Consider the following 21,287-nt stretch of genomic DNA (forward strand, 5'->3'; position numbering starts at 1 on the left):
CACCTACTTAATCACCATGACGGGAATCTTCGATTCCTCAATGACCTTTTGGCTGACGCTGCCGATAAAGACCCCTTTGAGGAGACCGAGCCCGCGGCTGCCCATGATGATGATGTCGCTGTGCTCCTCCTCCGCAACGGCGAGGATGGTCTTAGCGATATTACCCGTCTTGACGTGCTTGCGCGCGGCGCGTCCCGCGGGAATCTTCTCCCAGATGCGGTCAAATACGATATGGCTCGGAATATCCTTGTTGATGTTGCTCGCAACGTAGACGAAATCAAGCTCTGCATCGCATTTCTCCGCAAAGAACAGCGCCTCGTCAACCGCCTTGCATCCGCTCACGGAGCCGTCCACGGGCACGAGGATCTTTTTGATCTCGCTCATCATAATCCCTCCTAATCGTTTCTTCATCTGCATTGATAAATAGGGTTTATCAGTATATTTCGATGATTAGGGCGTGAAATCCTCTCTCCTCAAAAAAAAACTGTACTTAAATCAAACCGTGCTCGGCAAAGCTGTAATATCCCTCGCTTCCGAGCACAATGTGGTCGACCACAGGGATCGAAAGCAGCCGCCCCGCTTCCACGAGAATACGCGTGATGCGGTGATCCTCGGCGCTCGGCATCGGATCGCCGCTCGGGTGGTTATGCACGAGGATAACGCGTGCGGCGGCGCATCGGATCGCGGGAACGAACACTTCGCGCGGGTGGACAAGCGTCCGTGTGAGCGTCCCTCTTGATACCTCCGCCTCCATAATAATGTCGTTCTTCGACGTCAGCGGGAGCACGAGAAAATGCTCGTGAATCTCCGTACGATACCGCGGCAGGAGGAGATCGGCAACAACCTGCGCCTCGTCCACGCGGATGCGCGCGCCTGCACGCCGCTGCGCCCTGCTGCCGAGCTCGAGCGCGGCGAGCACCGTCGCCGCCTTGGCTAGACCGAGCCCGTCGATGCGCGCAAGCTCCTGCGCGGGCATGTAAAGCAGCGCCGATATGCGCTGCTCAGGCAGCTCGCTGATGATGCGGCGCGCCATGTCGAGCACATTCTCACCCCGCCGCCCCGTCCGAAGGAGGATCGCCAGCAGCTCCGCATCGGTGAGCTCTTGCGCTCCCTTTTTGATCAGCCGCTCACGCGGCATCTCTCCCGCCGGGAGCTCACGCATCTGCATGATCGTCATAGAGGCTGATGCCCGCCTCCCGCGCCAGCGCCGCAACATTTTGCAGCGGCAGGCCGACCACATTGGAATACGATCCGTGAATCTCCTCGATATACATTGCCGCACGTCCCTGGATCGCATAGCCGCCCGCCTTGCCCATCGGCTCGCCCGATCTGACATAGCGTTCGATCTCTGCGGGGGGCATCGGTGCGAACTGTACTATGGTCTTCATCACATCCGTATACGCGCGCCCGCGATAGACCCACGCCACGCCCGTATAGACCTCATGCCGCCGCCCCGCGAGAAGCCCGATGATGCGGCGCGCATCGGCGAGATCGTGCGGTTTGCCGAACGCACGGCCGTCCACAACGACCGCCGTGTCCGCACCGAGCACCGCGTGCTCCGGATACTCAGCCGCAACCGCGCGCGCCTTCGCGAGCGCATTGCGCACAACCGCCTCATGCGGCACGGCCTCCTCCAGCGACTCCTCGGCACCGCTCGTCACAGCGGCAAAGTCAGCCCCGATTTGAAGCAGCAGATCCCGCCTGCGCGGCGAAGCAGATGCAAGAATAAACATGAGCCCCTCCTGAACTCTGAAAAAAATAAAGCTGCCGAAATTCGGCAGCTTGGCAAATTTCTATATTTTCTATTCGCCTTCCGGAATATTTTTCCTGCAAGGAAGTTCATCCCTTTTTTTACAGAAGATATCGCAGATAGACGTATACGGTCGAGAGCACGATTGTCAGCAGCATCAGTGGGAAACCGATCTTAAAGTAACGCACGAACGAAATGCGCACGCCGCGCTCGGACGCCATGCCCGCGACAATGAGATTTGCCGACGCGCCGACGAGCGTGCCGTTGCCGCCGAGACATGCGCCGAGGGCGAGCGACCACCAGAGCGGCTCGAGATGCTCGATGCCCATCGCGCCCATGCCTTGAATGAGCGGGATCATCGTCGCCACGAACGGAATGTTGTCCAGCACGGAGGAAACGATCGCGCTCATCCAGAGGATCAACATTGACGTCGCCGTGAGATCGCCGCCCGTCGCCGCCACCGCGTGCTCGGCGAGCTCTGCGATGATGCCCGTCTCAATCAGACCGCCGACCGCGATGAACAGCCCGATGAAGAAGAAAATCGTCGGCCATTCCACCGCGTGCATCGCCTTTTCAACCAGCTGCTCGCTCCCGCCCGCAAGTAGAAGGAGGAGGAATCCGCCCGTGAGCGCGATCAGAGAGGACTCGATGTGCGTGAAGGAGTGCGTGAAAAATCCGAGGATCGTCAGCCCGAGCACGAAGAGCGCGCGTTTGAGGAGGGCGTGATCGCGGATCGCCGTCTTTTCGTCCATGCGCATGAGTTTTTCCCGGCGCTCCGGCGTCGTCACAAGATCTTTATGATAGATGCGCTCCATGATAAAGAGTACGGCGAGCATACAGATGACTGCAATCGGCGCGAGGTGCTCGATGAACATGACGAACGTCAGCTCCTTCACCGCACTGCCGATCATGATGTTCGGCGGGTCGCCGATGAGCGTCGCCGTGCCGCCGATGTTCGACGCGATGATCTGCGTCAGGAGGTATGGCATCGGATCGAGCCGCAGGATGCTCGTGATGCTGAACGTCACCGGCACCATGAGAAGTACCGTCGTCACATTGTCGAGGAACGCCGAGAACAGCGCCGTGATGAGACAGAGATAGACGAGGATGCGGCGCGGCTCCGCCTTTGCCGACTTTGCCGCCTTGATCGCCACGTAATCAAAGAGCCCCGTCTCCTTCGTCACGCCGACGAGCACCATCATGCCGACGAGCAGTCCGAGCGTCTCAAAGTCCACATGATGCAGCGCCGTCTCCTGCGAGAGAATGCCGAGCAGCATCATGAGTACCGCGCCGATCATTGCCGCGACCGTTCGGTGAATCTTCTCCGAGACGATCACCATATACATGACGACGAAAATAATGCCTGCAATTGTTGCCATCAAAACGCCTCCTTTGGCAGGGGGTGTGATATGCACGGAACCGGCGGTATATCGCCCGAACCTGCATGCGACTTCGTTCATTTTATCACATGGAAAGAAAGTATGACAAGTTTTTTATAATGTACAATTTGCTCATTCGTATTTTGCAGGCAAGCAAAAAGCGCTCCCACGACGGCATCTGCCGCACATAAGAGCGCATTCTCTCTTTTTCTCTATCCGGTAGTTCGTCGAGCCGCAGCTCACTTCGTCTTCTTCGCATCGGCATGGTTCAGCTCGACCGCATACGGATCGCCGAAGATCGCGCGCGACGCCGCCTTGTGGATGTCCTCGTCCAGCGAGTCCAGCGAACGCGCAAGATTTTCGATGTCGACCCGATACGCCTCGCTGTCCATACGATCCAGACGGCGAATCTGCTCCCGATACGAAAAATGCTCCGCGCGCATGTTCTCGAAGAGCGCGTCGTCCTTCGCAGGAGACACCGCCGCAGCACGCACCATCGCATAGATCGGAATCTGTTTTGCCGGATCGTCGAGCACCGACGCAAGTGATAATACCGACATCACTGCCACCTCATTTCCTTATGAGTATGTGTGAAGGGCGTCCGCCCTTCGGATGAGACACTTCCCTTGTCTCCCATGTATTATAAAGTGTTTCTCCGTTCTTGAACATAGTTCATTTTTCCTATTTTTTTGTATTTCGGCATTTTCTCCTGAAATTTTTATGAAAATATTTTTATTAGGGTATTGATTTTCATTCTCTTAAGTGCTATAGTATCCATAGGCTTTCGTTAGAGATCGTATCCTGCGGATAGGATGCGGTTTTCCAAAGCTCTCCTAAAATATAATACACAGCAAAAATAACCCGCATCTGCTCATTGCGGGTTATTTTTGTGGCGTGACGCGGGATTCTCGCGCACGGCGTTGTCATATCGTCGAACGCTTCGTCGACGTAGGTTTCATCTACGCCTTTCTCGCATTCTCCTTATTCCTAGCTGTGCATCAAAGCTTGCGCCTCACTCAGATTATGGTGTGACGCGGGATTCTCGCGCATCGCAGTGACACAGTTATGCGCCAAAATCGCACGTCACATCGGTTCATCCAAAGCCCTAAGGTTCAGTACATAACTAAACGGACGCACGGTTCTGTTCTCCCTGAGCACGCCGCTTGGCATCGCCTTCATGCGCGCGGTAATCGTGTTCTCGGACTTGTCGAGCATCCGCATGAGTTCCTTTTTACTGACGCCCGCACCGGAGAAGATCGTTGCTTGGAGCAATACATCGTACAGCTCCTTGAGCGTGCGGTCGACCTCTAATTTTTGGATGCGGCTATAATAAACGTCATAGCGGTCTTTCTTTTCTCTCAGATTTTTTTCCGTACCGCTGACGGCGGCATTCACAAATTCGAGCGTTCCCAATATAAACGGCGTGAGGTCGCCGCAGTTGATCGAGGCGTTTGTCATGGCGAAGAGGTCGTAGTACCTCTTTTTATTTTGCTTAAGCAGGATAGAAAGCCGCAGTGCAACCGTCGGATGCAGTGTGCGCGCGAGCATGTACGAGGTAATGAAGCGCGACATGCGCCCGTTGCCGTCATAAAACGGATGAATATAGCCGAACAGATAGTGAAACACGGCGATCCGGACGAGTGCGGGCATCGACGCGTCATGCAGTATGAGGAGCGCCGCATCCATCGCATGTATGATTTGGGGTTCCGGATAGATACCGCGATGGATCACCTTCTGCGTACCCGTGATAATGTCCACGCTTTCTTTGCGAAAGAGCATACCGTCCGGAAGGTTCTTCGGATCGCTGCGCCCAATTTCTTCGGCGAGGAAGGAATCGAATAGAACGCGCATATCACGGCTGTTTTCCATCGCAATATGCGCCCCGTCTATGATGCGCGCATATTTATCGACGATACCGCCGAGACGCATCCGCACACGCGCGGCATCTCCGGCAGTAAGCGCGCTGCGGATCTCTCTGCGCGTACTTCGAACTCCCTCAATATCGTTGCTTGCCTTGATTTCATCAACAAGGCAGTCGTGAAGATATTGATCAATCCCCGCCTGAGGAATGTTCAGCAGCGTTTTTTGCAGAGCGGCGAAATCGATCATAATACGCTCCTGCCGGAGCGACATATCTTCACAGTAACAGAAAAAGCCGTCGTAACCGTTCGAGCGATTGTACTCTTTGATACGAATCCCGAGATGCTTTGTAAACGGACTGCCACAGCGCGCGCGATAGACTTCCTCCCATACCGCGGGATTTTTACGATAAAGACGAAAAAGGCTCTCGTAGGACATCGTTACCTCCTTTCCAAAGATTATTAAGACCTCAAAAAACGCCAATTTTGAGGTGCCCGAAAATTCAAACCTCAAAAAACGCAATTTTTGAGGTCTTGAGGTGGGGGCGCCAAAGTCCCGCGTCTCCTAAAGCCGCAACCTGAGTGACGTGCAAGTTTGGATGCAGAACAAGGAACAAGAAAAATACAAGCGAAGTCGTAGAAAAGCTACTACGAGCGCAGTATTTTTCGCAGTGACACAGTTATGCGCCAAAATCGCACGTCACGCCGCCCACTCATCGCCGTGCAGTAAGCAAGGCGTCAGCTTTGATGCACGGCTAGGAATGAGGAGAACGCGAGGAAGTCGTAGATGAAACCTACGCCCTCCGCAGGATTTTTCGCAGTGACACAGCGATACGCCAAAATCCCGCGTTATGCCGTAACGTGAGTGACGTGCAAGCTTGGATGTATAGCTAGGCATGAGGAGAATACAAGCGAAGGCGTAGATGAAACCTACGTCGAGCGCAGGATTCGACGAATAACGACGCTAGACGCCAAGATCGCATGTCACGCCTTAGGGATTCTACAATCCATATTCTTTATATGCCCCGACAACCACCGCGCCAGGAAATCCAATATCTTCAACAGTTCTTCCTGCTGGTTCTCGTCGATGGCATCGAGATCGAGGCTGTCGACTTTTTGTATGAAGCGCAGGTGCTGATACCGCTCGCTGAAACGCTTGTCGTAGTTGATCTTCTCCATGTACGCTTCTTCGTTCGCGAAATGGGTCGCGGCGTAGTCGCGCAGCTCGCCGAGCAGTGCGACGATTTGGTCGTATTTATCCTCGGCGGCGCTCTCCATGACGAGCTCGTAGCATTCGTTCGTGAGGTCAAAGAGTTTTTGATGCTCGGCGTCAATCTCGTCAATCCCGGTCAGATAGTCTTTCGTAAATTCGTATTTCATCTTTCGTTTCTCTCCTTTTTCGCAATTAGTCCCAGCCCTGCAATGCCCAGTAACGCTCCGCGCCGTCGACGAATGCGTAAAAGCCGTTGTCCGAGCGGTCACTTGTTTCAATTTGAACGAGTTTCCAATGCCCCGTGTCCTGCTTCTCCAGCACGAGCCGGACATTGCCCTCGGGCATCAGGCGTCCGTAAGTACTCTCATCCCCCCGAACGCTGCACAGATAGACGGCGTGCGCTTCGTCCGCGGCAGTCAGCGCGATCGATGCGGCGGTATAATGCGCGGCAAACACGCGCATCTCGTCCGCGCCCCAGCGTGCGGCACCGTCTTCACGCGTGACGGGGACGCGTTTCTCATCGAAATAATAGTCCAGCATGGCGCGCGCCGACGCGACATCGCGTGTGCGCCGCTCCGCCATATAGCGTGTCATAAAGGCGGCGTCGTGGCGGAAAAACCAATCGTCCGGGTACCGCTCGTGCAGTGCGTCAATATGCGCGGCAAGGAGTTCCGACGCGTTCTCGTGCATCCCGTAAAGAACGCGCTCCACGTCGACGTACTCTGCAAAACCCGCGGCGTCCTTTTTCTCGATCGCCGCACGAATCTGCATCAGTGCATATTCGTGTGTGTGCTCCTTCCAATAGCTCTTCGCGCAGACAAAACCGCCCACGGCAATCACCACGAGCAGGAGTGCCGCACACAGATATTGTTTCTTCATAAAGTCCCTCCGGAGGACACGCCGTTATTTGCCGTCCTCCGCTGCGGCGGCTGCCTTTCCCCGCTGCGCATGATGCAGCGCCTCATAACTTGCCCACTCGAAGTGCTCGCGCAGATAGAGATCAACCTGCTCGCCGATGTATTTTTTCCCCATGAGATCGGGATGCAGTCCGTCCGTTGTGTACGCCTCCTCGAGCTGCCCGTTCGCATCGGAGAGCGCGGTCGCGACGTCGATGCAGTATTCCTGCTGCATGACCCAGTTGTTGATGTAGTCGCGGTGTGCCCACCAGTCGGACGGCGGCGCCATGATGTCCATGCGCGCGCGCATGAGCGCGGGGCGAATGGGGGGTGCGGTGAGAAAAATCGGCGTGATGCCGTGCGCCGCGCACCGGTCGCGCAGGGCGGCGAGATTGCGGACGCTCTCCGCACCGTAGACACCCGATCGATAGTCGTTCACCCCTGCCATGATGATGAGCACATGCGGGGCAAAGGGGAGCACATCGCTGTCAAACCGTGCAAGGAGATCAGCAGTCGTGTCGCCGCTTCTGCCAAGATTTTTCACTGGCACGGCGCAGTAGGTCTCCCAGTCATATAGTGTATAGGACGGCGGCAGGGTAATCGCGCCGCCGCCGTGCGTGATGCTGTCGCCGAGGGCGGCAATCGGCGTGTTGCCCGCAACGTCAAAGGAGCCCTCCTCCGACCAGTCCGAGAGCGGCGCGCCCGCAGCTGTCACGCCGCGTACGCGGTAAACGTAATGCCCCGGCGTGCGGTAGGCGCGATCGTCGTAGACGTCATATTCCCCCGCGCGCAGTGTGCTCACATGGACGCTCCGCGCACCGTCCCGCCGCTCAACCTCCACCTCGTGATGCTGCATCCCGGGCAGGGGGATCCACGAGTACACCGGGTAGAGCGGTGCGTATGCCATCGCATCAAACTCTGTGGTTAGAAGCGGCGCGGTCGGATTCTTCTCCTCCTGCGAGAGTGCACGCGGCTCGCTCTCACGCCCGATCGGCGTGCCGTCGTAGGAGAGCGGCTGCACCGTCCAGTACAGCTCCGCCGCATCGCCATACGCCGCAAGAGGTACGGCAACGCCCGTCGTATAGACGCGGCTGAGCAGAGCGACCTCTTTCATCCCCGCGCTCGGACTGCCGCGCAGGATGCGCACAGCGTAGCGGACTGCCCCCGCAAAGGGCTTCCAGTGCAGCCGCACGGATGTTATTTTTTTCTCCGCCACAGGATTCACCTGCGCTGCTCCGCGCGGCACCTGCCTTGCCGCGGCGTCTGTATGCACTGCGCCGCATAAAACAAGAACGGCAAGGAGCAGATAGGTGCCCCGCCGCAATATCTCAAATCGCATTTAGTCCTCTTCCACATATTTGATATACTCTGCGCCAATCGCTTCTTTCGCGGCGGCAACGGTCGGCGCCATGAGGGCGCGCCCCTCCTCGTGCGTGGGGGCGGCGGCGGTCACGCGCACGAGCACGCCGTCCTCCTTCGCATAAGTCGCAACGGTCGGGTTCGCTCCGTCCACGAGTGCGCCGAGCCGGTCGGCGACAGGCGACTCTCCGACGGGCAATCCCTTTTCCGCCATTGTGAAGAGTTTGATATTCATGGATACGAATACCTTGTCGCTCTTTGACCGGAGAAAGACGCTGCACGCCTCGTCGAACATCGGGATCATCTCTTTCGGCGGTCCCGGGAGCATGATGCACGCGCGCCCGTCCTTCTCGATGATGACGCCGGGGGCGGTACCGTTGTTGTTCTGGAGGACGATCGCGCCCGCGGGCACGGTCGCCTGTTTGCGCATACTCTCCGTGAGCGGGACGCCCCGGCGCGCAGCACGCTCCTCGAGACGGCGCAGGGCTTCGGGGTCTTCTGCAGGCGTACAGCCGAAATAGGAGATCAGCATCTCCTTGGTCAGGTCGTCCTTCGTAGGGCCAAGACCGCCTGTCGTGATCACGCAGTCACAACGCGTAAAAGCCACGTCAAGAGCGGCGCGCAGACGCTCAGGGTTGTCCCCGACAACCGTCTGATAGTACGCGTCGAGTCCCATGTGCGCGAGCCGCCGCGCGATATGGCGCGCATTCGTATTCACGATGCTGCCCATCAGGAGCTCCGTTCCTACACTGACGATTTCAACGACCATATCGTTCCCTCCGTGCATTTTAATTCCACGTTATTTTACTATATCGGGCGCAGGGATACAAGAGGGACAGGACGTTAGAAACGGGCTGCTGCACACATTTGTGCAACAGCCCTGTTTCATAAATTCTCTATTCCTCGAGTTTAATCAGGCCCGGCTGCTCGATGTTCCACTTGTCATTTTTCTGCGAGAAGAGCGCGGGCATATCCACCGTGAGTTTTTCGTAGGTCTTGCCGTCCTCGTAGCGCGCGGCGAACGTCTCCTTCATGCCGCCTTCGTCATGCATATGCTTGTCATACGGAACCATGGGACTCGGCACGACGGCAAAATCCCCCGGCTGTCCCGGGATGTCGTACGCCCAGAACGTCGCCGCGTCGATGTCCTCAACCGTCTCGAATTTCGGCATATTCTTGCCGTTCTCCACCGCCGCATGGTCGCTGCACATGAGCAGCTGCAATCCATATTTGGCAATGAGCGGCAGGCAGAGCTCCGCACCGCGCTCGGCGGAAAATGTCTCACGCAGCGCGTGATAGTCGTCGAGAAATTCCTGCCAAATCGGCTTGCTCTCAAGGAGCGCATCGAGATCGATCTCCTCCTCCGGCTCCGGGTCGGGGGCGGGCGGCGGGGCAGGCTCCGGTTCGGGTTCCGGCTCCGGTGCGAGCGCCGCAGCGGGACGCTCCTTCAATTCCGCAACGTCCGTATCAATCTGCGCGATGCGTGCGCCAAGGCTTTCAATTTCATCTCTGAGCGACTGCACCTTTGCCGCGGTTTCCGAATCCTTTTGCACGGACGCCTGTATCTCCGCCGAAAGGCGCTCTGCCTCCGTGCGCAGCCACGAGACATGTCCCTCAATCGTATCCACCGTGCCGCCCGTCTGCCGCCACGCGTAGTATGTCGCGACGGAGGCGATCCCAACACTCGCCACGACAAGGACAAACGACAGTATCGTCATCACATCCGCCATGACGGGGTGAATGAACCCAACCGCCTGCACAGCGCTTGATGCTGCCTCAGTCTCCATAGATGTTCCCCTTCCCGATTCCCTCATATCTCTCATATGTGATCAGCCGCAGCAAGGCACTGCGGCAAAATGCACAAAATACTTGGTATATATTTCGCCGCCCTCCTTGAAAAATCCTCCACAGATGAGACACAAAAAAGAGCCGCTCCGCGCGAAGCGACTCTTTTCCCTATGTGCGTCTATGGCTTAGAGTGCGCCGGCAAGGGCAGCGCCGAGGTTCTTGCACCCCTCCATACCCTCGTCATCCGGCTCGTTCTCTACAATGAACGTATCGACGAGTTTTGCGCCGGCATCCGTCGTGCGCTCTTTCCACGTCTCCATCCAAGCGCCTGCGCCCCAGCCCCACGAGCCGAAGAGCACGACCGGCTTGCCGGAGAGCTTTCCGCTGTCGACGGCGCCTGCGAAGAACGGCTCAAACGAACCTTCCTCGAGCTCCTCGGCACCCATCGAGGGGCATCCGAGCGCGAGACCGTCAAAGCCGTCAATCTGGTCGACGGAGAAGCTGTCCACTTCGAAGAGCTCAACCTCCGCGCCTGCACCTTCGATACCTGCGCGAACGCCCTCCGCCATCTTTTCCGTGTTGCCCGTGCCCGACCAATACACAACCGCTGCTTTTGCCATGTGAAATCCTCCTCAAAAGAACTGCGAAGCGCGATGCGCTCCTGCTAAACCGCCTGCACCAGCTCTGCGAGCGGACGTCCCGCCTCGAGCCGCGTACAGAACTCCTGCGTGCAGGCAGAGTACCGCTCAAAGAGCGCACGCGCCTCTGCCTCGTTCGTATAGACCTTCCAATATCCGCTGTAGACAAAATCCTGTCCCCGCCGCGCAATAAAAGCCTGCACATCCTCCGGCGGATAGCCGAGGAACAGCCCCACCTCCGGCGGCAGCGTCTTGCGCACACGCATCCGCAGGCGCAGGAACTCCAGTCGGTCTTCCATGCTGTCCGTATCGCGGTAGCCCGCGCCCGCAAGGATCTCCTTTGCCCCGGAAGTGGTGAGCGCACGCTCGACGAGCTCCGCCCGGTAAAAGAGAATGAGGACGTACTCCGTCCCCTCCGCAACGCGGAACGTCGAGATACCTTTGCAGGAAAAACAGGGCTCATAAGAGGCGAGCAGCCCCTCAAAATCCTCAAACCGGCTCTTTTGGAACGACAAGAGACTCCCTGACGTCAGCCCTGCGAGCAGGGGTGCGGCATGATAGCCAAGCAAATGCTCAAAGTCCGGGCAGCGCACGAATATCTCCCCCTTTTGCTAAGTGCGCGCTGCAAAGCAGCACACATCGATAAAATCCCAGTCTCTCGCTATTATAGCCGAAGTGATTCTCATTAGCAATAGGTCAATTCGTCACAGGAGTGTCCGAATATTGGTCTTTCCCTATTATAGCGAAGTTTTTTTACCATGACAACAGGTCACAGTATAATCTTTTCCTATATGAAATGAAATCCCTTTCAATACCGCACTCATCGCTTGCAGGAGGGCTGCTTCTGATTCCTGCTCGAATTACCCGCATAGGGAAGGAGGGGAGCCGTGAGTTCGAACTCGTACGTCTCGCGGTTGACGCGCCCGAGAATCTTGTCGCTGTCATAAAGCCGCAGGAGGAAGTCCGCCATCTGCTCCGCCGTGTGATACGTCCCGAACCGCGCGTCGTAGTCGTACTCCGCCGCGTCGTTGGCGACCTTGCCGAACTCGGTGCGCGTCGCCGCGGGTGCAAGTACCTTCGCGCGCAGTTTTGCGCCGGATGCGATGAGTTCCTGTGCCAGCCCCTCTGTGAACGCGCTCACATAGAACTTCGTCGCGCAGTAGGTGACCGCCGTCGGCACGATCGTATAGCCGCCGCAGGAGGAGATGTTGATGAGCTGCGCGCCCGCCGCATCGCGGTAGTCGTGCACAAAGAGGGTCGAGAGAATCGTCAGCGCCTCGATGTTGAGCCGCAGAATGGATTCGATTTTTGTGAGATTCTGCTCCGCGACGCTCCCGTAGCTGCCGAATCCCGCGTTGTTCACCCACGTCTCGATCTCATAAGCGCGCAGCTCGTCATAGAGCCGGTGCGCATTCTCCGGCACGGACAGATCCGCCGTCCGGATCACGACGTCCACATCGGGATGCGCCGCCGTGATCTCATCGCGCAGTCGTGCGAGCTGTGCCTCACGCCGTGCAGTGACGATGAGGTTCTTGCCGCGTGCCGCGAACGCCTTTGCCGCCGCATAGCCGATGCCGGAGCTTGCGCCCGTGATGACCGTATATTTTTTATTGCTCATTTGAAAAACCTCCTTTGATTTATTTTTATCATATACCTTAGTGTGTACTTCATGTCAAGCGTCTCATGCGCCGATGCCCGCGGCTTCGGGCGCGTGCAGTGCGAATGTCGGCGGGGCGGTGCGGACGGGCGCGCCGCAGTCCGCCCAGCCAAGTGCCGCGCGCGCGGCGTCAATGTCCTCGATGATCTTTGCCGCGAGTGCCTTCGGGTCGGTGTTGACGGTCATGACCGCGCCGAGCGTCTCTGCCGTGTCGCGCTTAAGAAAGTTCTCGACGTTGGTTGATCCCTGTACGGGCGGTTCGACACAGTGATAGGAGTTGATGCCGAACAGGCGGAACGCGAGCGATGCGTCGAGCCCCTTTTCATTCGCCCACTCGGGGCTCGTGAACGCATACGGCATGTCCTTGATGTCGATGCCCGCGGCTGCCGCCGTCGCGCCCAGGATCGTCGAGGCGCGCGTGTTGTCCACGCACTCGCCCATGTGCCAGACGGGCGGTTGATCGGCGCCGAGGAAGGCGCGCAGTCCCGCACCCGTCTTGTCGAGCGCAGAGAGGCTGCAATAGCCGAGTTTCAGCAGGGGGAAGGAGGCGCATCCGTTGGTAAAGATGAGGATGTCGTTCTTGATGAGCTCCTCGGCGATGTCAACGATGGCGCGCTCGTAAACGACGCGCGGATTGTTGCAGCCGACCATGTTGACGATGCCGCGAATCTGCCCGGACTTGAGTGCCTTTGCAAGCGCGCCGAACCCGCGGTAGCGTTCCTGCACGGACTCCACGCTGAACCCGATCTCCGCCGTCACCTCGTACGCGGGGATAAAGACGGGGACGTCGCGCCGCGCGGCAAAGCTCTCGACGGCGCGCGTGACAATCTTCTTCGCGATGTTCTCCGTCTCGCCGATGTTCGAATGGTGATGGTCGTAGGCGTAGTGCTCCGCGCCCGGCAGGCGCGCGGCGTCGCTCGTCGTGACGACCGTGGTCTTAAAGCAGCGCGCGACATCCATAATCGACGGGAATACGTCCTGCACGTCCGCAACCCACAGATCGAGCGCGCCCGTGCCGAGGACAAGCTCCGCGCCGACCGCGTTCGAGAGCGGAATGACGCCCTCGTAGCGGTACATCGCCGCAAGGCAGGAGCAGCAGATGCCGTAGAACTGTATGCCCTCCGCGCCGTGCTCCTTCGCGAGCGCAGTCATCTCCGCGGAGCGTCCGATACGGACGATCTCGCTGACGAGCGTCGGCAGATGCCCGTGGACGGCGATGTTGACCCAGCCCTTTTTGAGCGCGCCGACGTTGACCTTCGAGGTGGCGCGGTGTCCGACGCCAAAGAGCGCGTCCGTCGCAATGTTTGCTGCGACGACGCCCGTATAGCAAAACGCGAGCCCGCAGCGCAGGAACTGTTTCATAACGCTCTCCCAGTCGCCGTCCGTGCCGCAGCCCGTGCGGTGAAAGGCGTCGAACACCTCGTTGTACGCGCTGATGGGGAGGATGTCGAGCTTCTTCCAAACCTTTTTCCGCTCGGCGGGCGCGAGCGCGGCGATGGAGCGGTACTCCTCGGGGAGAGCGCGCGAAAGATCCGCGAGGAGGACGTCGGCGAGTTTGCCCGCGAGCCGCTTTGTGCTCTGTCCGCGCGTCGTGATGCCGAATGCGTGCGCGACCTCGCGGATGCGCTTTGCGCCGAGGAGCGGCAGTTTCAGTTTGCCCTCGGCGGCAAATTTCAGCAAGAGGAGCACCTCGCGCGCGTGTGCGCCGTGCTGTGCGACGCCGCCCGCCGCGCTGCGCAGGAGGTTGCGCGCGACGATGAGGTCGGCATCCGCGCCGCAGACGCCGCGCGGGCTCTTCGGCGTGATCTTGCAGGGGCCCATGTTGCAGTTTTTGCAGCAGACCCCCGCCATGCCGAATGCGCACTGCGGCTGCTGCTTATCGAAGCGGTCGAACGCCGTATCGCAGCCGATCTGCTCCATGTAGAGCAGCATCTCGCGCACCGCAGGGTCGGGCGTCTGCTCGAGCACCTGCTGGCGCGACGGGAACGTCTTGCGGTATGCCGAGATCGCCTGCATGTAGTCGTTCACGCCGCCGTGCGTATGCGGATGCGCCGCATCATGCGTATGCGCGTGCCACTTCCCCGGTGCATGGTCATGATCGTGGTCGTGCGTGCGGTTATGTCCGTGATCGTGCACATGGGTGTGGTCATGCCCATGCGTGTGGATGTGCTCATGTCCTGCTTCTCGTTTCGCAGCCATCGTCATCTCTCCTAACATTTTCAAACATATAGTTTTACTATGTATCATGTACTTTATAACATATATGTTTTTCTGTCAACTGTGTTGACAAAGAAAATAACGGTTCTAAATGTACACCTTGCCAAAGTATTTGCGCTCTGCTAGAATACAAACGGAAGCAACGGTGAACCGATGGGAGGCAATCATGGTACGGAAGAACTACGCACAGTGCGTGCGCACGGCGTTTGCCGCGCTGCTCTTCGGACTGCTCGCAGTGACGAGCGGCTGTTTCAGCGGCGACGTGAACCTCGTCGTCAACGACGACGGCAGCGCGGATCTGAAGACGACGCTCGTCAGCGTGCCGATGCTCGCGGAGATCGTAGAGCAGAGCAAGGCGGCGGCGGTGGAGAAAAATCCGGATGCGCAGGTGACGCCCGTGACGAAGGACAACAATATGTCGGGCTACGAGATCTCGGAGCATTACGCGACACTCGATAAGCTCTCCGACGTGGACTTTTTCGCCGCACACGAGGGGAAAAACGCGGGGATTACGGCGGCAAAGTCGTTTTTCTACGACGACTGGAATTTTGATCTCATCTTCAGCGGGACGGAGAGCGGCGGCGGCGCGGGTGCGTTCGCGAGCAACATCACGTTCACCTATGAGATGACGCTGCCGGTCACGCCGACCTCCTCGAACTCCGACCGCATTTCCGATGACGGCAAGACGCTGACGTGGAACCTCGGCAAGACGCTCACCACGGGCGAATCCACAAAGATCGAGGTCGCGTTCCGCATGTGGCACAAGCCCGCCCTCATCGGCACCGCCGCCCTCCTCTTTCTCCTCGTCGCCGGCACGGCATACGCCGTCCTGCGCCGGAAGAAATCGCCGGCGGATGCGGCAGACGGCGCATCACAAAACGCATGAGAACGCAAAAAGAGTCGGAGTGAGATTGTGTAAAATACAGTCTCGCTCCGGCTTTTTTATTGCCGTCATCCCCTCTTGGAGATACGCGCGCATTATTTGCAAGAGGGCACGGCACGCCGTGCCCCTACAAGGCGCGCATATGTCGATAGTTTTCCCACGATGTAATGACAGGGCGATGCGCAAAAATCGCACGCCAAACCGTAACCTGAGTGATGCGGAAGTTTCGATGCATAGTTAGGAACTCCAGTGAACGCGAGGAAGGCGCCCTCTTTACGAAATCCGATCAACCCATGCCGCCCCCGTAGGGGCACGGCGTGCCGTGCCCTCAAACGATTTAGGGCGGCGTAACGTATCGCCCCGTACGAATAACGACGCTAGGCACAAAAGCCCGCGTCACTCAAACCTCCGTGTGATACCAACTTCATGCACGAACGGAACTAACGTCTATGATGGCGCACAGTTCATATTCTATCAACATTATCTGCTTGTAAAAAAATCCCCCGGCGATGCATCGCATCGCCGGGGGGCAGGTGTTACCGCGCTTCGTTTTTCAGGATACCGCTTGCCTGCGGCGCGCGTCGGAAGGACTTCATGTCTTTGAGCGGCAAGGGGTTCTTTCGACTCTGTCCCACTTGCCTGATGTCCATCTCCGCATGTACTGCGTTCTCCGTGCTGTAAAATGGAACCGTCGCCGACGAAGCCCCCTTCACGTCACCGGTTTTCCCCTTCCCAATGACCGTCTGTGCATGTGCCACTCCCCTCACCCCTTTCATGCATCATATGCACATATCATAGCACACAAATGCCGGTGTGGCAAATCATTTGTTTCAAAACAACGATTTTCTCCCATAATAAAAAAACAAGCGCTGCCGCGGGTCGGATGCGCCTGTTTTCATATTTATTCGCGATTTTTTCTCTTTTTCCGCAGATTCTGTATCACAAGTATCGCGGCAAAGAGAACAAGTCCGATCATATCGGTCGTACTGCCGGGCTTGATCATCAGCAGCCCCGCCATGACGAGCAGAACGCGCTCATAAAGCTTGCAGTCGTCCGCAAGGAATCCGCAAAGCGCGGAGCTGACGGCGATCATGCCGACGAGCGCGGTGAGCGTCGCCGTGACGAGTGCGAACGGCGTCGCATCCACCATGAGAATGACGGGCGAGAGCACGAAGATGTACGGGATGATGAACGCCGCAACGGCGAGTTTCGACGCGTGGACGCCTGTTTTCAGAGGATTGCCGCCGCTGATCCCCGCGCCTGCATAAGCAGCAAGTGCGACGGGCGGCGTGACATCCGCGATGATGCCGAAGTAGAACACAAACATGTGCGCGGCGAGGATCGGAACGCCCATCTGCACGAGTGCGGGTGCGGCGATGGTCGAGGTAATGACGTAGTTCGCCGTCGTCGGCACGCCCATGCCGAGCACGATGGCGGTGATCATCGTGAAGAACATCGCGGGGAGCAGCATCCCGCCCGCCGCGTCAATGAGCCCCGAGGCGAGGCGCAGCCCGACGCCCGTCTTGGTCACAACACCGATGATGATGCCTGCCGCTGCGCACGCGATGAGGACGCCGAGGACAGCCTTTGCCCCGCGCTCGAGGCCATAGACAATCTCCATCGGCTTCATCCGTGTGGAACTCCGCAGCATGGCGCAGATGATGGAGAGCACGATCGCGACGAGCGCCGCGCGCATCGGCGTATAGCCGGAGACGAGGAGGTAGACGATGACGACGAGGGGAATAGCGAGGTGTCCGCGTTCCTTGAGCAGGGTCAAGGGATTCGGCAGCTCGCTGCGCGGGATTCCCTTGAGGTTCTTGCGCTTTGCTTCAAAGTGGACGCCGAGCCAAACTCCTGTGAAATAGAGGAGTGCGGGGATCGCCGCCGCCTTGACCACCTCGATGTAGGGTACGCCGACGAACTCCGCCATGAGGAACGCCGCCGCCCCCATGACGGGCGGCATGAGCTGTCCGCCCGTGGAGGCAGCCGCCTCGACAGCGCCCGCGAAGTTCGCATCGTAGCCGAGTTTTTTCATCATCGGAATCGTGAGCGAGCCCGTCCCGACGACGTTGGCGACCGAGCTGCCGGAGACCGTTCCCATAAGACCGCTCGAGAGGACGGCCACTTTCGCGGGGCCGCCGCTCGCCCAGCCCGCGACGGCATTGGCAAGGTCGATGAAGAATTTCCCCAGCCCCGTACTCTCAAGGTACGCACCGAAGAGGATGAAAAGGAAGATGAACGTCGAGGAGACGCCGAGCGGGATGCCGAAGATCCCCTCCGTCGTGAAGTAGAGATGCCCGACGAGCTGTTCGAGCGTCAGCCCGCGGTGTGCGAGGACGCCCGGCATATAGGGGCCGAGGAACGCGTACGCGAGGAAGAGGAGGACGACCGTGACCATCGGCAGCCCCACAACGCGGCGCGCCGCCTCGATGACAAGCAAGATCCCAAGCACGCCGACGACTGTATCCACCCCCGAGACAGAGCCCGCACGCGTTACGAGTTCGCGGTACTGGATGACGATGTACGCGGGTGCCGCCGCACCAAGGACGGCAAAGAGGACATCGATCGGGTGAAAGAACGCATCGCGCGTCCATTTTCTCCGGAACGGATAGAGCAGATACGCGAGCGCAAGTCCAAAACCGAGATGCACCGCGCGCTGGAGCTGTGCGTCGAGTACGCCGAACGTCGCCGTATAAAGCTGGAATACGGAGAACGTGATCGCAATCGCGGCGATGATCTTCTTCGGAATCCCTTCGTAATGCACGGTATCCGACTCGCGGTCGTATTTTTTCAGGATCTCATCCGTGTTCACTGTATTCTTATCGTTCATACGGCATCATTCACTTCCTTTGTGTATTTTTTAGCGCAGCAAATAATCATGAAATCACGGGATACCAGACGCCCCTGTTATCGGTGCGCATGGAGAGCTGCATTTACCCACGATGTAAGGCGCGCGTTGATCGATCAAGGGCACGGCGTGCCGTGCCCTGTAACGATATACGGCGGCGTAACGTGTCATTGTGACACAGCTAGGCGCCAAAATCCCGCGTCACGCCTAAATCATGCTGCATCTGCTCCGAGATTAAAATATCCCCCGATACAGAGGCGCAACAAACAGATCAATCTTCGTCCCCGGCGCATACATTTCATAGAGCGGAATCTCGCGCCCCGCCGCCTCGATGCGCAGCTCCGTACCGACGCCCGTCCGAAGGCTCAGCGACGGATAATCGCGCTCCATATCGAGGACAAAATAGTCGCCTTCGCGGCGAAACTGCCCCTCCTCGGGGAGGAAGGGCAGCCCGACGCCATGCGATTGATAGCACGTCCCCGTCAGGTGAAACCGGCCGTCCGCGTGCACGGTCAGGAACTCCTCGACGGGCGTTTTCTGCACCGAGTGGATGAAGCGGATTGTGAGCGGTACCTCATCCTTCACCTGCGCCGCGAGCACATCCCGATGCCCGTCCGCCTCCATGATGAGCGCGGGCGCCGAAAGGATGTCAAACGCAACCAGCCCCGCCGCAGCAAGGAGCGCGATCAGATAGGCTCTCATTTACTCGCCGAAATACTTCTCCGCGCCCGCGTTCATTGGGAGCGACATGCCCGCTTTTGCAGTTTCTTTCGTAATCTGCTTGCCGACGGCGTGCGCGCCCTGCAGGCGGTCGAGATGGGTGAAGATCGCTTTCGTGATGTCGTACCCCATCGCCGCATCGACCGAAGGTCCCGCCACGAGCATCGCCATCACGGAGACGCTCGGCACCGCCTCGTCAAAGCCCGCGTATGTCCCTGCAGGGATGACGGTCTTGGTATAGAACGGATACTTGGCGATGAGCCCGTCCGCGACGTTCTCCTCCACGGGGAGCAGGCGCACCGGGTTTTGCGATGCAATATCCTGCACCGACGCCGTTGGGTAGCCGGCCGTCAGGACGGCAACATCCACGTTGCCGTCCTTGAGGGCGCTCGCACCCTCGGCGAACGAGAGGAACTGCTCGTCGATATCGTCATAGGTGATGCCGTACGCAGCGAGGATCTGACGCGCATTCGCCTCGACGCCCGAGCCCGCCGCGCCGACCGCAACGCGCTTGCCCTTCAGCTCGCCGAGACTCTTGATGCTGGACGATTGGAGCGTCACGAACTGGCAGGTCTCAGGGTAAAGGGATGCAATCCCCTGCAGCCCCTCCACCTTTTTCCCCTCGAACATCTCCGTGCCGTTCACGGCGTAAAAGGTGATGTCGTTCTGCACTGTCGCGAGATCGATGGACTTATCTCGCAGCATATTGATGTTCGCGACAGATGCGCCCGTGCTCTGCGCACTCGCATTCATGCCCGGGATCTCCTTGTTCAGGATCTCGGCGATCGCGCCCCCGATGGGGTAGTACGTCCCCGCCGTTCCGCCCGTGCCGATGTTGAGGAACTTCTTTTCTCCGCCGGCAGAGTCCCCGCCGCCGCAGCCGACGAGCAGCGCTGTGGAGAGTGCGGCAATCGCACCCGCCGCAAGGATTTTCTTTACGGTAGAAATGTTCATGGTCTCTTCCTCCTATACGCAATACCAACATCATCGAAAGCCCCGCTCCCCGCGCGGAATAATGTGGATATTCTAACACAAAGCGTCCCATGCCCGCAAGACAAGGAACGCTTAGTATACAAATATACATGAAGTACGTTTAATTTTTCACAAAATCCGTGGACGCGCCGTCCGCTTTTGCGCGGGCAATGAGTTCCTTCAGCCGCACAATGTTCTTTTTATGCAGATCCATGGCAAAGCGGATGCGCTTCTTCTCCTCCTCGGTGAACTCCGGCTTTTGGTACGCTTCACTGATGCGCACGAGCCGCGCCTCCACGTCGCGCAGCTCGTCCTCCATCGGACGCACGTGCATGAGCGCAAGACCGTAGACGGCGCGCATCTGCTCCTCGATGTAGGCGGCATAGCCCGGCTCTCCGGAGGTATGCTCGAGCCACTGTGCGACATGATAGATGATGTCGTACGGCGACTCGCCGCCGTGGATCATGCCGGCGATCTCCATCTTGACCTGCTGTTCACCGCCATGCGGGAGTTTGCGCGCGGGCTCCGTGTCCGCCATCAGATGATCTTCTCTCCGTGGTAGCGTTCGCCGCCGATCTCGGGATAGACGCCGTACTCGACCGACCACTCGCATTTATATTTCAGCGCCTGCGCGTGGATCGTTGCGATGCGGTCCATGTTCTCGCGCACGATCTTGCCCGGGACGCCCGCCACGAGCGAGTTCGGCGGGATCACCGCGTTCTCCTTGACGACCGCGCCCGCAGCGATGATCGAGCCGCGCCCGATCTTTGCGCCCGTCAGCACCGTCGCGCCCATGCCGATGAGGACGTGATCCTCGATCTCACAGCCGTGGATGCACGCGCAGTGTCCGACCGTCACATAGTCGCCGATGATGCAGGGCTTGTTGTCCGCCACATGCAGGCAGGTCAGATCTTGAATATTGGAGCACTCTCCGACCGAGATATAGTCCACATCGCCGCGCGCCACGACCCCCGGCCAGAGACTCGCGTATTTTGCAAGGCGCACATCGCCCGAGAGAAAAACCTGCGGGGCGACGAACGCCTCTTCGTCAATCTGCGGCGTGATGCCGTGAAAGCTTGGAAATTGATCACCTTTGAATGTATACATA

The 21,287-nt window shown here is 58.6% G+C and carries 22 protein-coding genes; 1 reads left to right on the forward strand and 21 read right to left on the reverse strand.

Annotated features, from left to right (window positions below):
- Positions 1-3: 3 nt before the first annotated feature.
- From HMPREF9162_RS10760 to cooS, 15 genes are all read right to left on the reverse strand, one after another.
- Entirely contained in the window at positions 4-387 is a 384-nt protein-coding gene (locus HMPREF9162_RS10760) for a universal stress protein (RefSeq protein WP_009439433.1), read from the reverse strand.
- Between the two features lie 103 nt (positions 388-490).
- Entirely contained in the window at positions 491-1,177 is a 687-nt protein-coding gene (gene radC / locus HMPREF9162_RS10765; RefSeq protein ID WP_009439285.1) for a DNA repair protein RadC, read from the reverse strand.
- Positions 1,155-1,733 carry a nucleoside triphosphate pyrophosphatase gene (locus HMPREF9162_RS10770; protein WP_009350650.1) on the reverse strand — a complete coding sequence of 193 codons (579 nt, stop codon included), beginning with the start codon at positions 1,731-1,733 and terminating at the stop codon, positions 1,155-1,157. Before HMPREF9162_RS10770 ends, radC begins: the two co-directional genes overlap by 23 nt.
- Before the next feature lie 118 nt (positions 1,734-1,851).
- Complete coding sequence (locus tag HMPREF9162_RS10775; RefSeq protein ID WP_009439540.1) at positions 1,852-3,129, reverse strand: SLC13 family permease; 1,278 nt, start codon at positions 3,127-3,129, stop codon at positions 1,852-1,854.
- Between the two features lie 239 nt (positions 3,130-3,368).
- Positions 3,369-3,689 carry a hypothetical protein gene (locus HMPREF9162_RS10780; protein WP_009350648.1) on the reverse strand — a complete coding sequence of 107 codons (321 nt, stop codon included), beginning with the start codon at positions 3,687-3,689 and terminating at the stop codon, positions 3,369-3,371.
- A 523-nt stretch (positions 3,690-4,212) separates the two neighbouring features.
- Positions 4,213-5,427: a Fic family protein gene (locus HMPREF9162_RS10785; RefSeq protein WP_009439548.1), complete on the reverse strand. Its 1,215-nt coding sequence runs from the start codon at positions 5,425-5,427 to the stop codon at positions 4,213-4,215.
- A gap of 545 nt (positions 5,428-5,972) precedes the next feature.
- Positions 5,973-6,368 (reverse strand): bacteriohemerythrin, encoded by a 396-nt coding sequence (locus tag HMPREF9162_RS10790; RefSeq protein ID WP_009439318.1) that lies wholly within the window; start codon positions 6,366-6,368, stop codon positions 5,973-5,975.
- Between the two features lie 25 nt (positions 6,369-6,393).
- Entirely contained in the window at positions 6,394-7,080 is a 687-nt protein-coding gene (locus HMPREF9162_RS10795) for a hypothetical protein (RefSeq protein ID WP_009439410.1), read from the reverse strand.
- A gap of 24 nt (positions 7,081-7,104) precedes the next feature.
- A complete protein-coding gene (locus tag HMPREF9162_RS10800) occupies positions 7,105-8,436 on the reverse strand; it encodes a GDSL-type esterase/lipase family protein (RefSeq protein ID WP_009439503.1) in 1,332 nt (443 codons plus the stop codon).
- A complete protein-coding gene (locus tag HMPREF9162_RS10805) occupies positions 8,437-9,225 on the reverse strand; it encodes a molybdopterin-binding protein (RefSeq protein WP_009439422.1) in 789 nt (262 codons plus the stop codon).
- A gap of 127 nt (positions 9,226-9,352) precedes the next feature.
- The gene (locus HMPREF9162_RS10810) at positions 9,353-10,243 is read right to left on the reverse strand and encodes a hypothetical protein (protein WP_009439525.1); all 891 of its coding nucleotides are present in this window, start codon (positions 10,241-10,243) and stop codon (positions 9,353-9,355) included.
- 186 nt (positions 10,244-10,429) lie between these two features.
- Entirely contained in the window at positions 10,430-10,864 is a 435-nt protein-coding gene (locus HMPREF9162_RS10815) for a flavodoxin (RefSeq protein WP_009350639.1), read from the reverse strand.
- Between the two features lie 44 nt (positions 10,865-10,908).
- On the reverse strand, positions 10,909-11,475 hold the full coding sequence (locus HMPREF9162_RS10820) for a DUF3793 family protein (RefSeq protein ID WP_009350638.1): 567 nt from the start codon (positions 11,473-11,475) through the stop codon (positions 10,909-10,911).
- Between the two features lie 227 nt (positions 11,476-11,702).
- Positions 11,703-12,500, reverse strand: a complete 798-nt coding sequence (locus HMPREF9162_RS10825; protein WP_009439320.1) for an SDR family oxidoreductase — start codon at positions 12,498-12,500, stop codon at positions 11,703-11,705.
- A 63-nt stretch (positions 12,501-12,563) separates the two neighbouring features.
- Positions 12,564-14,738, reverse strand: a complete 2,175-nt coding sequence (cooS, locus tag HMPREF9162_RS10830; protein WP_009439539.1) for an anaerobic carbon-monoxide dehydrogenase catalytic subunit — start codon at positions 14,736-14,738, stop codon at positions 12,564-12,566.
- Positions 14,739-14,922: 184 nt separating this feature from the next.
- Here cooS and HMPREF9162_RS10835 point away from each other — a divergent pair, with 184 nt between their 5' ends.
- Positions 14,923-15,642 carry a hypothetical protein gene (locus HMPREF9162_RS10835; protein WP_009439454.1) on the forward strand — a complete coding sequence of 240 codons (720 nt, stop codon included), beginning with the start codon at positions 14,923-14,925 and terminating at the stop codon, positions 15,640-15,642.
- Between the two features lie 533 nt (positions 15,643-16,175).
- Here the strand turns inward: HMPREF9162_RS10835 and HMPREF9162_RS10840 are convergent.
- The 6 genes from HMPREF9162_RS10840 to HMPREF9162_RS10865 all read right to left on the reverse strand — a co-directional run bounded on the left by HMPREF9162_RS10840 (position 16,176) and on the right by HMPREF9162_RS10865 (position 21,286).
- Entirely contained in the window at positions 16,176-16,397 is a 222-nt protein-coding gene (locus HMPREF9162_RS10840) for a hypothetical protein (RefSeq protein ID WP_009439380.1), read from the reverse strand.
- A 143-nt stretch (positions 16,398-16,540) separates the two neighbouring features.
- Positions 16,541-18,469 (reverse strand): TRAP transporter permease, encoded by a 1,929-nt coding sequence (locus HMPREF9162_RS10845; protein WP_009439366.1) that lies wholly within the window; start codon positions 18,467-18,469, stop codon positions 16,541-16,543.
- Positions 18,470-18,721: 252 nt separating this feature from the next.
- Complete coding sequence (locus HMPREF9162_RS10850; RefSeq protein ID WP_009439298.1) at positions 18,722-19,189, reverse strand: DUF1850 domain-containing protein; 468 nt, start codon at positions 19,187-19,189, stop codon at positions 18,722-18,724.
- Positions 19,190-20,161: a TAXI family TRAP transporter solute-binding subunit gene (locus tag HMPREF9162_RS10855; RefSeq protein ID WP_009439411.1), complete on the reverse strand. Its 972-nt coding sequence runs from the start codon at positions 20,159-20,161 to the stop codon at positions 19,190-19,192. It abuts the gene before it with no gap.
- A gap of 139 nt (positions 20,162-20,300) precedes the next feature.
- Positions 20,301-20,717, reverse strand: a complete 417-nt coding sequence (locus HMPREF9162_RS10860) for a hypothetical protein (protein ID WP_009439351.1) — start codon at positions 20,715-20,717, stop codon at positions 20,301-20,303.
- Positions 20,717-21,286, reverse strand: coding sequence for a gamma carbonic anhydrase family protein (locus HMPREF9162_RS10865; protein ID WP_009350628.1), 570 nt, complete (start codon positions 21,284-21,286; stop codon positions 20,717-20,719). Before HMPREF9162_RS10865 ends, HMPREF9162_RS10860 begins: the two co-directional genes overlap by 1 nt.
- Between the last annotated feature and the right edge of the window lies 1 nt (position 21,287).

Origin of the sequence: Selenomonas sp. oral taxon 137 str. F0430, assembly GCF_000183625.1 — a bacterium.
GTDB classification, from domain to species: domain Bacteria; phylum Bacillota; class Negativicutes; order Selenomonadales; family Selenomonadaceae; genus Centipeda; species Centipeda artemidis.